This window comes from Klebsiella sp. EMBS2024 (genome assembly GCF_036233805.1).
Classification (GTDB): domain Bacteria; phylum Pseudomonadota; class Gammaproteobacteria; order Enterobacterales; family Enterobacteriaceae; genus Klebsiella; species Klebsiella pneumoniae.
Map to the genome: position 1 here is coordinate 1,389,920 of NZ_JAZARW010000001.1, position 14,575 is coordinate 1,404,494.

Sequence of the window (14,575 nt, forward strand, 5' to 3'; positions counted from 1 at the left end):
TGTGCTTGCCGTTTAGCGATGCGCCAGTTCGGCTTCTTCCTCGCTATCGAAGATCGACTTGTCGGTCTGGCGCAGCCACTGGCTGGTCAGCGTCCCGGCGGTCATTGAGCCGTTAACGTTCAGCGCGGTACGCCCCATATCGATCAGCNGTTCGACGGAGATGAGCAGGGCTACCAGGGTCACCGGCAGGCCCATCGCCGGCAGGACGATCAGCGCGGCGAAGGTCGCGCCGCCGCCCACCCCGGCGACGCCCGCCGAGCTGACGGTGACGATGCCCACGAGGGTGGCAATCCACATCGGATCCAGCGGGTTGATGCCCACGGTCGGCGCGACCATCACCGCCAACATTGCCGGATAGATACCAGCGCAGCCGTTCTGGCCGATGGTGGCGCCAAAGGAGGCGGAGAAGCTGGCAATCGACTCCGGTACGCCGAGACGACGGGTTTGCGCCTCAACGTTCAGCGGAATGGAGGCGGCGCTGGAGCGGCTGGTAAAGGCGAAGGTGATCACCGGCCAGACTTTACGGAAGTACTTCAGCGGGCTGACGTCGTTAATCGCCAGCAGCAGGCCGTGGACGACAAACATAATACCCAGCGCAATGTACGAGGCTACCACGAAGCCGCCAAGCTTGATGATGTCCTGCAAATTCGACCCGGCAACCACTTTGGTCATCAGGGCCAGCACACCGTAAGGGGTCAGCTGCATGACCAGACGAACCAGCTTCATTACCCAGCCCTGCAGGGTATCGATCGCGGTCAGCACGCGCTGGCCTTTTTCCACATCCTCTTTCAGCAACTTAAGCGCTGCGACGCCGAGGAACGCCGAGAAAATGACGATGCTGATGATGGAGGTTGGGTTAGCCCCGGTCAGGTCAGCAAACGGGTTCTTCGGCACGAAGGAAAGGATCAGCTGCGGGACGCTGAGATCCGCTACTTTCCCCACATAGTTGCTCTGGATGGCGTTCAGACGGGCGGTCTCCGCGCTGCCCTGGACCAGACCCTCGGCGGTGAGGCCGAACATATTGGTCACCAGCACGCCAACCAGGGCGGCGATCAGGGTGGTGAACAACAGAGTACCGATGCTCAGGAAGCTAATTTTCCCCAGCTGCGAGGCATTGTGCAGGCGGGCCACCGCGCTAAGGATGGAGGCGAAGACCAGCGGCATAACAATCATTTGCAGCAGCTGGACGTAACCGTTGCCGACGATATTGAACCACTGGATGGAATCCTTCAGCACCTGGCTGTCAGACCCGTAGATCAGCTGCAGCGCCAGACCAAAGACCACGCCAGTCGCCAGACCGACCAGCACTTTTCTGGCCAGGCTCCACTGTTTATGACGTGTTTGCCCCAGCGCAAACAGTAATACGGCGAACACGACTACGTTCGCTATTAATGGAAAGTTCATCCCCGTTCTCCTGATATTTTTATAACCTGGGCTGGTGGATAACCAGCTCTTATGACGGCAAGGTTAGCAGAAGGCGTTATCAAGGACTTATATTCAAATGGAATGGGTTATAACCAAATGGCGTTTTCCGCCGCTTTATCGCCCACTCTGGTGACTTATAAAGCGATTGAAGGTGATCTGCAGGGAATTGATCACCCCGGATGACCAGCGTATCGCGCTGTTGTCCGCCAGCGTCTGCGGCATCCAGACGGCATAGACGAACAGCGCCATACACAAGGCGCGTTCGAGCTGATTGCCCTTGCGCGGCGCAAGGATCGGCAGCCGGAAGCGCCAGCGACAGGGCCACAGCAGCGGCACACCGGCGGGGGTGAGCATATCGGCGAGAATGTGGCTGAGATAGCCCAGCACCAGGCCCTGGAGAGCGTCTGCCGGGACAATCCAGCTGTCAGGCACTTTCAGATAGAACAGCGTCAGCGCGCCAAAGACGGCCAGCAGGCTGTGGGTGAAGCCGCGGTGGCCAAAGGCCCGCGCCACGGGCTTTGAGATCCAGCTCAGCCGTTGGCCAAGAAACGACTTTGGGTGATCGATGTCCGGTAGCAGGCAGGTCAATACCGCCGAGGGCACAATATGCCACCAGTCGCCCTGCGCCAGCACCGGCGTTAACTCTGCGTTTTTGGCAAATACTGCGCAGGCGATTGAAAAGAAGAGATGGCCTTCCGCCGTCATGATAACACACCCTAAACTGTCGATTCATACAGTATAGGGTTTTTATACAGTGTACGGAAGAGGTGACGGTGTAACTCTTTGTCACAAACTCTCAGCGCGCCAGCCATCCGCCATCGACGGCCAGCGTATAGCCGTTAATATAGTCGGCCGCTGATGAGGCGAGAAACACCACCGGCCCCTGCAGGTCTTTCGGCGCTCCCCAGCGACCAGCGGGAATGCGCTCGAGGATCGCCTGGTTACGCTCTTCATCTTCGCGCAGCGCCTGGGTGTTATTGGTGGCCATATACCCGGGCGCTATGGCGTTGACGTTGATACCCTGGCCAGCCCATTCGTTGGCCAGCAGACGGGTCAAACCCAGCACGCCGCTTTTCGAGGCGGTGTAGGAGGGGACGCGGATCCCGCCCTGAAACGAGAGCATCGAGGCGATGTTAATGATTTTCCCGCCTTCCCCCTGGCGAATGAACTGCCTGGCGACCGCCTGGCTGAGAAAGAAAACCGCTTTGAGATTCAGGTCGATCACCGCGTCCCAGTCGCTTTCCGTGAAGGTNAGGGCATCATGGCGGCGGATAATTCCGGCGTTGTTGACCAGAATATCGACCCGGCCCATCGCCGCCACCGCCTGGTCGACCAGACCGCTCATATCATTCTCTTGGCTGAGATCCGCCTGAATGGCGTGAAAGCGGCGGCCCAGCGCCAGCACCTGGGCGGCCGTATCATGGGGAATTTTACGGTTGATGCCGACGATATCGCACCCGGCCTGCGCCAGGCCCAGCGTCATTCCCTGTCCCAGGCCGGTATCGCAACCGGTCACGATGGCGACCTTACCCGTCAGGTCGAAGGCGTTCAGTACCATATTCACCTCTGTCAGCTGATCTACTGGCGTACGATGACGCCACCTGTGACCAGCATAGAGGGAGGAAAACAAAATTACAATTAAAATGAAACAATGTTTTGATTTTTTTACCAGCGGCGTGACAGCGATTGTTGCACCCGCCAGCGGTCTTAGCCGAGCAATTTCTCAGCAGTGAGTGCCAGCAGTGACGGAAGCTTGACGTCCGCCAGCGCAAAGCGCGGGTCGCGGCTGTTCTCCGCTTCCGGCACCACGATAGACCGCATGCGCGCGGCTTTGCTGGCGATCATGCCATTGACCGAATCCTCCAGCGCGACGCAGCGCTGCGGGTCGACTCCCAGGGCAGCGGCGCAGTTGAGGTAGACCTGCGGGTGCGGTTTGCTCCAGGGTAAATGCTCCGCAGAGGCGAGAGCATCAAACTGGTCGCGCAGTTCAAACATATCGAGCACTTTCTCCAGCATCATCAGCGGCGAGGCCGAGGCCAGGCCCACCTTTAAGCCCTGAGCTTTACACAGGGCCACTGCCTCGCGTACGCCCGGCAGCAGCGGGCGTGAGGCTTCCACCAGCTCAATGGCGCGACGAATAATGCGCGCGGTAGCTTCCGCCCGGTCTACGCCGTGCCACGGCTGCTGCGCGTACCACAGATCCACCACCAGGTCGATTCGCAGACCGAGCAGGTCGGGCAGTTCATCGCGGCGACGGGTATCCACCCCCAGGCTCTCCATGACCTCGACCTCCGCCTGATCCCAGAGCGGCTCCGAGTCAATCAGCAACCCGTCCATATCAAATATCGCGGCCTCAATGCGGCGCTTCGCTGACATATGTCCTTCTCCTGTTGCGTAATCAGATAAACGAATCGGCAATCATGGTATATCATACCGCGCATTATTGGGCGAAATTCGCCGTGGCAGATAGACTTATACCCGACATACTCGGGGGAGCGAGGGAAGCCAGCGCCACGCAACAGGCAGCAGGCGAACCACCAACGCGTCTTTAACAAGGGGAACTCATGACGTACCAACAAGCTGGACGCATAGCGGTTATCAAACGCATTTTAGGATGGGTTATCTTTATTCCCGCCGTGCTGTCGACGCTGATTTCTGTGCTCAAATTTATGTATGAGCACAGTGAAAAGAAACCCGGCATTGATGCGGTAATGATGGATTTTGCGCACGTGATGATTGAGATGATGCGCTTTAACACGCCGTTCCTGAACTTTTTCTGGTACAACTCGCCGCTGCCGGATTTTCACCATAGCCTGAACATCGGCTTCTGGATCATCTTCATTCTGGTGTTCGTCGGCATGGCCCTGCAGGCTTCCGGCGCGCGAATGGCGCGGCAGGCGAAATTTCTCCGCGAGGGGATTGAGGATCAGCTGATCCTCGAACAGGCCAAAGGCGCAGATGGGTTAACCCGCGAGCAGCTTGCTGAACGCATTGTGGTACCGCGCCATACTATCCTGGTGCAGTATTTCCCACTGTACGTGCTGCCGGTGATCGTGATTGTCATCGGTTACTTCTTCTTTTCGCTGCTGGGCTTTCTGTAAGTCAGGTGCCCGGCAAGCCGGGCACCTTCTTATTCCGCTGGCAGAGGACGTGGTTTTCCCTGATTATCAACGGCAACGTAGATAAACAGCGCTTCCGTCGCCTTGTAGCGCTGGCCAATCGGTTCTGAAGAGACTTTTTTCACCCACACTTCGATGTTAATTGTCACCGAGGTGTTGCCGCGCTTCACGCAGCGGGCGTAGCAGCACACCACGTCGCCAACGGCGACCGGGCGTAAAAAGGTCATCCCATCCACCCGCACGGTCACCACGCGACCCTGGGCGATCTCTTTGGCCATAATGGCGCCGCCAATATCCATCTGCGACATCAGCCAGCCGCCAAAAATATCCCCGTTGGCATTGGTATCCGCCGGCATTGCCAGGGTGCGTAAAACCATTTCGCCCTTTGGGGCGAGATCTGTTGTTGTCATGCTCTACTCTGCTGTGGTCAAAGACGATCAGCGGGATGCTACTATGAAAATAGCGCAGTGAGAATAGGGGAATACGCCCGCTGGCGCGGGCGCGGTGGTTCAGAAGGAGAGGGTAACGCCGGCGTAATACGCGCGGCCAGGCTCATTGTAGGTCGAGGCGCCGGCATTTTCGCGATACAGTTGTTTATCAAATAGATTACTTATTCCGGCATTCAGGCGAATATCCCGGTTTAGCTGATACTGAGTACCAATACCCACGATGGAATAGGCGCCAACCTCGGTGGTGGCAAGGGTCCCGGTTTCGTTGCGGATCTCCGCATACTGACGCGGCTTCTGACGGCCATAAAGCGTCCAGTTCACATTCGCAGACAGGGCGTCGTTTACCTGCCAGTCGAGCATCGTGTTAACGGTATATTTCGGGATAACCGACAGCGGGTTGCCAGTCTCTTTACTTTCAGATTTGAGCATCCAGGTGGCATTGGTCCGCCAGCTGAGGACATCTCTCAGCACCGGGATCAGCAGATTTCCTTCCAGCCCCTCGACCACGGCTTTGCCGCCGTTCTGCCATTGCAAAATATTATTGCCGCTGGAGGTATAGCCCAGTACCTCTGTTCCGGAGACGATTTTGTTTTTGTAATCGTTGCGAAACCAGGTGACTCCGGCAGCGTAACCATTAAGGTTAAATTCGATACCGATCTCTTTGTTGATACTGATCTCCGGGTCGAGGTCAGGGTTACCCAGCAGGTAGCAGCTGCCTTCAGCGATCGTGTTTGGACAACCGTTGCCGCGGGTGGAGAGCAAATATCCTTTACTGGATTGATAGAGGTTTGGCGCTTTAAACACGCGCGCGATACCGGCCTTCAGTGTGAACATATCGCCGAGCTCCTGGGACAGATTGAGGCTGGGGCTCCAGTTACTGCCAAACTGATTATGATAATCGAAGCGAATGCCGGGGATCAGGTTGGTGCCGGGCACGGCTTCGATATTATCTTCCAGATAGATACCGGTGAGGGTGGCGCTGTTTTTGGTACTGCGTTGCGTAGGGTCGCCCGAGGTCCCAGGGATAGTCTCGCCGTTGCTGTTAGTGGCCTGCATCGATGCCGGGTCGTCGAGCTGATCATGGTTCCATTCCATTCCCAGCGTCAGCGTCTGGTCCGCCAGCCAGAAGAAAGGCACATTGAATTCCGAGGTAGTACGCCAGGATTCCAGACGGCTGGTGGCATAATCTTCACTGTTGATCATGCCTTCGACGCGGCCGGTAGAGCCTTCCTGCAGGCGGGTATTGTTGGTTTTCTCGTAGTAAACACCGGCTTTGGACTGGCCCCAATCCCATAGACCGTTGTAGGTCAGTCCCCAGGACTGGCGATAGAGGCGATTAGTTTCGTGGCCGTACAGGGAGTCCACCAGCCCGTTCGGGCTAAGATTGCCGTTGCTGTACTGGGTATCGCCAGCATAGATATTCCCCTGACGGCTATAGGCGTAGCTGAAATCGAGAATTTGTTGCGGGGTCATTTTCCATGACAGTAGCGCGTTAATGTCTTTATTGCGGACCCCTTCGCGCCCCGCAGCGTAAGAGCCGTTTTGCGCATGGTTAATATCCCAGGCGTCGGGTTCCGTTTTATTGATATTGCCATACAGGCGCATCGTCAGCGCCTCGCCGGCCAGTGGGCCGCTGAGATTGAAGTTAGCGCGATTGGTCGTGCCTTCTTTGTTGTTTTCCGGCTGGTTGGTGAAGAAAGACAGCGAACCGTGCCAGGTGTTGGTCGGACGTTTGGTAATGATATTGACCACTCCGCCCGCCGCGCCGGAACCATAGCGCGCGGCTGCCGGACCGCGGAGAACTTCAATCCGTTCGACCATTTCGGCAGGTACCCAGTTGCTGTCGCCCCGGGTATCGCGTTCGCCGCGCCAGCTATAGCGAACCGCGTTACGTGACGTGACCGGTACCCCATCTATCAGGATCAGGGTGTTCTCCGGCCCCATGCCGCGGATATCAATCTGGCGGTTGTTGCCCCGACTGCCGCTGGCGCTGTTGCCGGTCAAGTTCACCCCGGGCATTTTACGGATGATGTCTGAGAGATCGTTGACCGGCGGCTGCTTAGCAATATCCTCAGCCGTGATAATCGACACCCCGGGCTGTTGCTTAAGCGCCTCTTCCGCCGTACTGCGCACAATCATCGTTTCGGTATCTTGTTCTGATTCTTCAGCAAAGGCGTTAGGGGCGAGGAGACTGGATATGACCAGCGCCAGGGTCGTGGGCACAGAATATTGCGGCGATCTCATGTAAATATCCTTTTCAAAACAATGCAAAATGATATCGAGAATATTAATGATAACAATTATCATTACAATGTAACGAGATGAATCTCCATAAAATCCTCACAATTACCGCAACTTTTTATGCAGTTGAGAGAAATCGTGAAGAGAGCCTACACAGTGTGGCCGGGAAGCTGTCAGCGTATGCGCTGAGGTTGTGTGGTTGCAGGGAATGTTTGCCAGTGCAGTAAGCTTATAGGGGGCGAGCGCGGCGCGCGATGGCGCGCCGGCGGAGGGGTTAGTGGTGGTCGTCCTGCGGCATATGACGGTAGATGTAGATCCCGCTCAGCAAGGTAAAGACCAGCGTGAGGGCGGTTAAACCAAAGACCTTAAAGTTAACCCAGATATTCTGCGGCAGCCAGAAGGCGATATAGATATTGGCCAGCCCGCAGAGAATAAAGAACACCGCCCAGGCCAGGTTAAGTCGCGACCAGACCTGCTGCGGCAGGCTCAGCTCTTTACCCAGCATGCGCTGGATCAGCGGCTTTTTCATCACCCACTGGCTGAACAGCAGCGCGCCGGCGAACAGGGCATAGATCACCGTCACCTTCCATTTAATAAACTCATCATTATGGAAGAAGATGGTTAACCCGCCGAAGACGGCCACCAGCACGAAGGTGATCAGCGCCATTTTTTCCACTTTCCGGTAGCGCACCCAGCTGTAGATCAGCACGACGGCGGTCGCCACAATCAGCGCCGTGGTGGCGGCGTAGATATCGTAAAGCTTATAAAAGGCAAAGAAGACCACCAGCGGTAAAAAATCCAGAAACTGCTTCATACATCGATCCCGTCTTTCAGGACGGACCGGGGAAGGCCCCGGTCCTGGTTAAAATTAGCTGCGGATAAGCATATACACGCGAAATAAATAGATCAGCAACAGGGCGGAAATCAGGTTGCTGATGGTATTAATCACCACCGCGCCGACGTTTGGCGTCAGGGCGGCAAAGCTGGAAGCAAACAGTAACAGCAGGGTTTTCGCCACCAGCCAACCGATAATAGCCGGCGCCACCAGCCGCAGATTGGCCCACGCCAGGCGCATGCTGCTGCGCATGGCGCCGAGGATGCCCATTTTGTCCTGTACCAGCATGATCGGCGCAAAGGCCAGCACGATGGCCAACAGCACGCCGGGCACCAGCACCAGCATCATCCCCATCTGCACCAGGAAGGTGGTGAACAGGATCAGCAGCAGCAGCTTGGGCAGGACCGGCGCCGAGGCGCCGATGGCGCGCAGGGCGCTAACGCGATGACCGGCGGAGACCAGCTGGATCAGCAGCAGGACGCCGCCGACGAGGATCGCATTACCTACCAGACCCGAGAAGGTTGATGCCGCCGAGGCGCGCAGCAGAACCTGCTGCTGCTCCGGCGTCATGTTCTGCACCAGCTCGAACAGCCCGGCGCTACCGGCGAGGTTATCGCCTTCGCTGAGTATCGACAGCTGCTCGTCGCTGGGTGAAAAGGCATGGCCAAGTACTACCGTAATAAACGCGCACAACAGCGCAATCAGTAAAATAGTAATGAACTGATTACGAAAAAAATTCCCGGTGTCACGGTAGACGGACTTCGCCGTGATAGACATGCATTCTCCTTGAGTGTCGCAGGTGTTAACTAGCCGGCGATTGTACCGCAAATCGTTCCGTCGTAGCACTCTCTGCGCCGGTCAGGGCAGGTATATCTTTGTAAAGAGGCCGCAATGGTGGCAGGCCGTAGCGCGCCCGCGCCCGGTTGCAGGCATCGTTTTCCTCGCCATTTTCCCCGGACATGGCGAATTCGCGACACGGCGAAGGCCGGTTTTCATAAATAGTGCAGTGAACGGCGTCGCCGATATCGCCAGACAGGGCCGCGCAGCGACTCTGGCGCTGGTTGGTGCCGCTCATGCAGCGCAGGAAAGGGGTCAGCGGTTCGGTCAGCGCGGAGGGCACCAGGCCGCCCGCATCGTCGGCTTCCGCCCAGTAGAAAGAGACTCGAAAATACGCACAACAGGCACCGCACGTCATGCACGGGTTGATTTCACTCATAATTACACCTGAAAAAAACGCATCAACACAGATTGTCGGCAGTTAACTTATCCAGCCGCCTCAGCGACGGCAAGAGGGGCAGAAATAAATTTTTGCGCGAAAAGTGAAAATTGATGTGCGAACAATTCAAGGCATTGCGATCGGTAGCAAAAATTAATCTGGATCAATAAATGTTAAATCTGAGGACTTAGTGTGATCTAAAACAGATCAAACGTAACTCGTTATAGGTATATTTGGCCGCGCTGAAAAACCATAATGAGGAAGCGGATATGAAGAAGTTAGCAGCGGCGGCATTGATTCTTGGCACGCTTTCTACCGGCAGCGTCTGGGCGCATGAGGCGGGGGAGTTTTTCATTCGTGCCGGGACCGCCACCGTCCGACCGACGGAGGGCTCTGACAATGTGTTAGGCAGCCTTGGCAGTTTCAACGTCAGTAACAATACCCAGCTGGGTTTAACCTTTACCTATATGGCGACCGATAACATTGGCGTGGAGTTGCTTGCCGCGACGCCGTTCCGCCATAAGGTCGGCACCGGGCCAACCGGGACTATCGCCACCGTCCATCAGCTGCCGCCCACCCTGATGGCGCAGTGGTACTTTGGCGATGCGCAAAGCAAGGTGCGCCCGTACGTGGGGGCCGGTATCAACTACACCACCTTCTTTAATGAAGACTTTAACGATACCGGCAAGGCGGCCGGGCTTTCCGATCTGAGCCTGAAGGACTCCTGGGGCGCGGCGGGGCAGGTCGGCCTCGATTATCTGATTAACCGCGACTGGCTGCTGAATATGTCGGTGTGGTACATGGATATCGATACCGATGTGAAATTCAAAGCCGGCGGCGTGGACCAGAAAGTCAGCACCCGTCTGGATCCGTGGGTGTTTATGTTCTCCGCAGGCTATCGGTTCTAAATTCTTCTGTAAACTGGCCAACGGATGGCCAGTTCATTGTCTCGTCACACCTGTCTGCCGCAAGCCTCTGTCATCAACAGCGGATCACACTTCCGTCCACTGGCGCAGCAGGTTGTGATACATGTTGAGCAGGGAGAGGACCTCTTCTCCGTCGCCAAAGCGGGCCTTCAGAGACTGGATGGTGCGGTCCAGGTCGTAAAGCATCGCACGCTGCTTATCGTCGCGGACCATCGACTGGATCCACAGGAAAGAGGCCTGGCGGACGCCGCGGGTGACCGGGGTGACGCAGTGCAGGCTGCTGGCGGGATAGAGCACCAGATGCCCGGCCGGGAGCTTCACCCGATGTTGGCCATAGGTGTCTTCAATCACCAGTTCGCCACCCTCATAGCTCTCCGGATCGCAAAGGAACAGCGTCGCTGACAGATCAGTGCGCATCCAGCCAGCCTCGCCGTTCTGGCGAACGGCGCCATCGACGTGAAAACCATAGGTCTCCCCTGGCCCATAGCGGTTAAACAACGGCGCGGAAATCGTCCGCGGCAGCGCGGCGGAAAAAAACTGCGGATGGCCGCGCAGCATATCGAGCACAGCGGCCTGCAGGCGGGCATACAGCGGCGTTCGGGTATCGATCTGCTGGTTCTGTTTGACGGCCGCCCCCTGGCTACCCACCGTAACCCGCCCGTCGACCCACTCGGCCTGCGCCAGTTGCCGGGTAAATTCCGCCACCTGGTCTGTCGATAGCACGTCAGGAATGTGATACATCATCGCGGTGTTCTCTCTAAAAAGTGGGGCGCAACGGCCCCACGCGCAGACTCAGAAATGGACGTTCGCCGTCAGCATAAAGGTCCGGGGTTCGCCCGGATGATAGCGATAGCCGCTCTTGTTGATGGAGGCCACGTAATCGGTATCAAACAGGTTATACATATTGAGCTGCAGATCGAGGTTGCTGTTGACCCGATAGCCCAGTTTGGCGTCGGCAACCCAGTAGCCCTCGGTGTGATCCGGGGTACCGACCGCACCATCGCTGCCCCGGCGCAGGCTTCCGACATAGCGCACACCGCCGCCGACGGACAGATCGCTGGTGGCCTGATACTGCGTCCACAGCGTAAAGGCATGTTTCGGGGTGTAGGCCAGGGCGGAAGATCCATCCTGTGCAACGTTCTGTCCCTCCGTCACTGTCGCATGCTGCTGAGTGTAGCCGGCGATAATCGTCCAGTCCGGGGTCAGGTTTCCGGTCGCGGAGAGTTCATACCCCTCCACGCGCTTTTTGCCGTACTGCGACCAGGTTCCGTCATCGTTGGCGGCCACTTCGTTTTCAATATCGGTGCGGAATAATGCCGCGCTGAGCAGCAGACGGTTGTCGAAGATTTGCCACTTGGTGCCCAGCTCGCTGGATTTTGCCTTCTGCGGCTTAAAGTCGGTTCGGTTAGCGCTGTTGCCGCTGCCGCTGGCGGCCAGGGCGAAGCTGCTGCCTCCCGGCGGCTGCTGTGAGATGGCGTAGTTGACGTAGACATTGCCCTGCTCGGTTAAGCGGTACAGCGCCCCGGCTTTCCAGTTAACCAGATTGCCGGATTTAGCGGTATCGACAGTGGTGACCGGGCTGCCGGTCGACTGTCCGGGCGGGCAGGCGATAGCCCCGCGTCCGCTGCCGCCGCAGGCGGTGGCGCTGTCATATTTGGTATGGTAATTGTCGAGACGCAGCCCGCCGTTGATCTCAATCCGCTCGGTCAGCGTCAGCGTATCAAAGGCATAAATCCCGAAGGTATCGGTCTGGCCGTTGGCGTTCGCCCCGTTTCTGTCCAACCCGCCAATCGACAGGTTGCTCACCGGATGGTAGAGATTCACCGCCGGCGCGGTCCTGGCGTTAACGCCATAGTTGGTCTGGTTTTCCCGGGTAAACTCCACGCCGGCGCTGACGTCATGGCCTATCGAGCCAGTATCGAAGGTCGAGGTGATATTGGTCTGGTTGGTCAGAATGCGGTTGCTGACATCTTTGGTATTAACCAGACGCGACCAGCTCCAGGTGTTGACGTCATTGATATCGGGGGCGGTGATATTGTTCGCGCCGCCCATCACCGCGGTCAAAAGATACTCCTGTTTCACTCGCGACCAGCGGGTGGTATTGCGCACGGTGGTATTCTCCGTCAGATCGTGTTCGAAGCGCAGGGTACCGCTGTCGGTAGTAGATTTATCGTAATCGGAGTCGGTGCCATAGAAATTGCTGGTATCGACCTTCCCGGTGGAGTTGAGTGCGGCATACTTCGGCGAAGGCGCCGAATAGCCCGGCAGGCCGACGGTAGGGATCCCGCCATCCGGGGTGTTGTTCTGCCGGACGTGCAGATAGTTCAGATACAGACGAGTTGGGGTATCAAGGCCGAAGGCTAGCGACGGTGCGATGCCATAGCGTTCGTTTTCAATGCGGTCCCGACCAGCGTCATGGGTTTTTTCCCCCATCAGGTTCAGACGGAACGCAGCGTTGTCGCTAAACGCCTGGTTCAGGTCGAGAGTGCCCCGGCGCGACCAGGCGCTGCCGATGCTGGCCGAGCCGTCGATCCCGGAGTCAAGGCGCGGCTGCTTGCTGATCATATTGATCGAGCCGGAGGGCGCGCTGCGGCCATAGTCCGTGCCGGCGGGCCCTTTGATGACTTCCACCTGCTGGGTATTGAAGGTATCGCGCGTCACGCTGCCGATGTCGCGAATGCCGTCCACATAGATGCTGTTAGAGGTATCCACGCCGCGCATAAAGATGGCATCCCCGGTGGTTGAGCTGCCATTCTCCCCGGCATAAAACGCCCCGACGCCGGGAACGTTTTTGAGGGCGTCAGTCAGGTTGGTGACGCCCTGATCTTTAATCACCTGTTCCGGGATCACGGTGATGGTGCGGGTGGTATCGACCAGCGGTTTATTGAACTTGGGATCGGCGGAAGCGCCGGGGGAGTAGAGTGAAGGCGGAGCGGCTTCCACTACCAGCGTCTCTTCACTATTTTTGACCGAATTTTCCGCTGCGATGCCTGCTGCCGGCGAGGCTCCCAGACACAGACCTGTAAACAATGCCAATGAGTTGAAACTGCCGAAAGGCAGAGAAGCGTTTTTTTCCATGATAAATGCAGGCTTACTTTTTGTTATGAGCACATATNACACCGCGCAAAAGGACGTTATTCGTCGTCTGGCTTGCGCTGACCCGGTGTGATTCTATAAATGATAAAAAGAATAGTTATCATTTGCCTTAATATTTACATAGAAAAGTTGACCTTAAAACAACTTTCTTCACTTCGATTTACATAATTCACATTTTTTGAACGATAAAGCGGGAATATAGGGAAAGTGCTGCAGAATAAGGTCGGTAGCAAGCCGCGCCGGGCGGGGTTAACTTCCGGGCGGCCATATGATGGTTGTTCCGGCACGGATCACCAGGGCACGGTACGGCCCTGGTAATCGAGATACTCCAGTCCCGGACGTTGCCGTTTGTCGAGCAGGACGTTCACCAGGCGTGGGATCGTCTCTTCGATGGTCAGCGGGGCATCTGCCCCGCCGAGCTCGGTGCGGATCCATCCCGGGGCCATCACCACCAGCGGATGGGAGGCCGAGGAGGGGCGAGCGGCGAAGCTGCGCATGAACATATTCAGCGCAGCTTTACTCCCGCGATAGAGTTCCCGCTGGCCGGTAAGGTTATTGGTCAGACTCCCCTGGCCGGAGGACATCACGCCGAGCAGCCCCTGCAGTTTAACTGCCTGCTGCAGGCGCTCGATAACCCGCATCGGCGCCAGGGCGTTTGTGAGCATCACCTGGTAAAACTCCTCGGTGGAGACGTCGCCAATGGTCTGCGATGGGTCACGATTGGTGGTACCGGCGTTGACAAACAGCATATCGAGGCTTGCCGGGGGAAGCGTCGCCTGCAGCGCGGCCAGCTGGGCTTCATCGCGGATGTCGAGCGTCGCCANCGTAGCCGCAGGGGATGCGTCTTGGCCAGGTCGTGGAGCGGCGTGTGGGATGATAAATCGCGCACGGTGCCGATGACCTCCCAGCCGTGCTGCAGGAACGTCGCCGCCATAGCATGGCCAAGGCCGCGCGAGGCGCCGACGATGAGGATAGTGTTGTGCTGATCGGATTTCATGATGTTTCTCGCTGCAGAAAGGAGGTCTTCACTATAATCAGGCCCGAGATCGGGCGGAAGACGCCGCCAGTGCACTCATATCTTGCAGCAAACGCCCTGTCTGGCGACTGGAGCGATAATGAACGATCCCGATTTTAATTTGCTGGCGGCCCTCGATCCGCTGCCGGTCAGTACCGAGGTGATTACGGTTTCGCAGGCGTGGCATCCGCGTCTGGAGCAGGCCCCGGCCACCGCTGGCTGCGGCAGCGGGTGCGTGAGGTGTGTCGCGAGT

Annotated in this window: 13 protein-coding genes and 1 pseudogene; 2 read left to right on the top strand and 12 right to left on the bottom strand. The window is 57.4% G+C overall.

Going from position 1 to position 14,575, the window contains the following annotated elements; genetic code table 11:
• Nucleotides 1-12: 12 nt before the first annotated feature.
• From VZP09_RS06295 to hxpB, 4 genes are all read right to left on the bottom strand, one after another.
• Nucleotides 13-1,404, bottom strand: coding sequence for an L-cystine transporter (locus tag VZP09_RS06295; RefSeq protein WP_328794962.1), 1,392 nt, complete (start codon nucleotides 1,402-1,404; stop codon nucleotides 13-15).
• A gap of 135 nt (nucleotides 1,405-1,539) precedes the next feature.
• Nucleotides 1,540-2,130 (bottom strand): metal-dependent hydrolase, encoded by a 591-nt coding sequence (locus VZP09_RS06300; protein WP_002901611.1) that lies wholly within the window; start codon nucleotides 2,128-2,130, stop codon nucleotides 1,540-1,542.
• Between the two features lie 91 nt (nucleotides 2,131-2,221).
• Entirely contained in the window at nucleotides 2,222-2,983 is a 762-nt protein-coding gene (kduD, locus tag VZP09_RS06305) for a 2-dehydro-3-deoxy-D-gluconate 5-dehydrogenase KduD (protein ID WP_004176511.1), read from the bottom strand.
• 149 nt (nucleotides 2,984-3,132) lie between these two features.
• Nucleotides 3,133-3,801, bottom strand: a complete 669-nt coding sequence (hxpB, locus tag VZP09_RS06310; protein ID WP_021312932.1) for a hexitol phosphatase HxpB — start codon at nucleotides 3,799-3,801, stop codon at nucleotides 3,133-3,135.
• Nucleotides 3,802-3,989: 188 nt separating this feature from the next.
• On the opposite strand from hxpB, the gene VZP09_RS06315 reads away from it, so the two are divergent.
• Nucleotides 3,990-4,526, top strand: a complete 537-nt coding sequence (locus tag VZP09_RS06315) for a YniB family protein (protein WP_002901627.1) — start codon at nucleotides 3,990-3,992, stop codon at nucleotides 4,524-4,526.
• A gap of 29 nt (nucleotides 4,527-4,555) precedes the next feature.
• Here the strand turns inward: VZP09_RS06315 and yciA are convergent, their stop codons facing one another.
• From yciA to VZP09_RS06340, 5 genes are all read right to left on the bottom strand, one after another.
• Nucleotides 4,556-4,954 (bottom strand): acyl-CoA thioester hydrolase YciA, encoded by a 399-nt coding sequence (gene yciA, locus VZP09_RS06320; protein ID WP_002901629.1) that lies wholly within the window; start codon nucleotides 4,952-4,954, stop codon nucleotides 4,556-4,558.
• A gap of 99 nt (nucleotides 4,955-5,053) precedes the next feature.
• On the bottom strand, nucleotides 5,054-7,237 hold the full coding sequence (locus tag VZP09_RS06325; protein WP_004179434.1) for a TonB-dependent siderophore receptor: 2,184 nt from the start codon (nucleotides 7,235-7,237) through the stop codon (nucleotides 5,054-5,056).
• Between the two features lie 271 nt (nucleotides 7,238-7,508).
• Nucleotides 7,509-8,048 carry a septation protein A gene (locus tag VZP09_RS06330; RefSeq protein ID WP_002901631.1) on the bottom strand — a complete coding sequence of 180 codons (540 nt, stop codon included), beginning with the start codon at nucleotides 8,046-8,048 and terminating at the stop codon, nucleotides 7,509-7,511.
• 54 nt (nucleotides 8,049-8,102) lie between these two features.
• A complete protein-coding gene (locus VZP09_RS06335) occupies nucleotides 8,103-8,846 on the bottom strand; it encodes a YciC family protein (RefSeq protein ID WP_002901632.1) in 744 nt (247 codons plus the stop codon).
• Between the two features lie 25 nt (nucleotides 8,847-8,871).
• A complete protein-coding gene (locus tag VZP09_RS06340; RefSeq protein WP_002901633.1) occupies nucleotides 8,872-9,285 on the bottom strand; it encodes a YkgJ family cysteine cluster protein in 414 nt (137 codons plus the stop codon).
• 269 nt (nucleotides 9,286-9,554) lie between these two features.
• Between VZP09_RS06340 and ompW the strand changes: the two genes are divergently transcribed.
• On the top strand, nucleotides 9,555-10,193 hold the full coding sequence (ompW, locus tag VZP09_RS06345; protein WP_002901634.1) for an outer membrane protein OmpW: 639 nt from the start codon (nucleotides 9,555-9,557) through the stop codon (nucleotides 10,191-10,193).
• Nucleotides 10,194-10,277: 84 nt separating this feature from the next.
• Here ompW and ybiX read toward each other — a convergent pair whose 3' ends face one another.
• The 3 genes and pseudogenes from ybiX to VZP09_RS06360 form a co-directional block, all read right to left on the bottom strand.
• Complete coding sequence (gene ybiX / locus VZP09_RS06350; RefSeq protein WP_004140326.1) at nucleotides 10,278-10,955, bottom strand: PKHD-type hydroxylase YbiX; 678 nt, start codon at nucleotides 10,953-10,955, stop codon at nucleotides 10,278-10,280.
• Between the two features lie 48 nt (nucleotides 10,956-11,003).
• Nucleotides 11,004-13,289, bottom strand: coding sequence for a catecholate siderophore receptor Fiu (locus VZP09_RS06355; RefSeq protein ID WP_004210760.1), 2,286 nt, complete (start codon nucleotides 13,287-13,289; stop codon nucleotides 11,004-11,006).
• A 308-nt stretch (nucleotides 13,290-13,597) separates the two neighbouring features.
• A pseudogene (locus tag VZP09_RS06360) lies at nucleotides 13,598-14,304 on the bottom strand (SDR family NAD(P)-dependent oxidoreductase).
• Nucleotides 14,305-14,575 lie beyond the last annotated feature (271 nt).

Excerpts from the sequence above, each read along its gene's own strand:
- ompW (WP_002901634.1), top strand. The coding sequence starts at position 9,555 with ATGAAGAAGTTAGCAGCGGCGGCATTGATTCTTGGCACGCTTTCTACC.
- VZP09_RS06300 (WP_002901611.1), bottom strand. The coding sequence starts at position 2,130 with ATGACGGCGGAAGGCCATCTCTTCTTTTCAATCGCCTGCGCAGTATTT.
- VZP09_RS06325 (WP_004179434.1), bottom strand. The coding sequence starts at position 7,237 with ATGAGATCGCCGCAATATTCTGTGCCCACGACCCTGGCGCTGGTCATA.
- VZP09_RS06315 (WP_002901627.1), top strand. The coding sequence starts at position 3,990 with ATGACGTACCAACAAGCTGGACGCATAGCGGTTATCAAACGCATTTTA.
- hxpB (WP_021312932.1), bottom strand. The coding sequence starts at position 3,801 with ATGTCAGCGAAGCGCCGCATTGAGGCCGCGATATTTGATATGGACGGG.
- ybiX (WP_004140326.1), bottom strand. The coding sequence starts at position 10,955 with ATGATGTATCACATTCCTGACGTGCTATCGACAGACCAGGTGGCGGAA.
- VZP09_RS06340 (WP_002901633.1), bottom strand. The coding sequence starts at position 9,285 with ATGAGTGAAATCAACCCGTGCATGACGTGCGGTGCCTGTTGTGCGTAT.
- VZP09_RS06355 (WP_004210760.1), bottom strand. The coding sequence starts at position 13,289 with ATGGAAAAAAACGCTTCTCTGCCTTTCGGCAGTTTCAACTCATTGGCA.
- VZP09_RS06330 (WP_002901631.1), bottom strand. The coding sequence starts at position 8,048 with ATGAAGCAGTTTCTGGATTTTTTACCGCTGGTGGTCTTCTTTGCCTTT.
- yciA (WP_002901629.1), bottom strand. The coding sequence starts at position 4,954 with ATGACAACAACAGATCTCGCCCCAAAGGGCGAAATGGTTTTACGCACC.
- VZP09_RS06335 (WP_002901632.1), bottom strand. The coding sequence starts at position 8,846 with ATGTCTATCACGGCGAAGTCCGTCTACCGTGACACCGGGAATTTTTTT.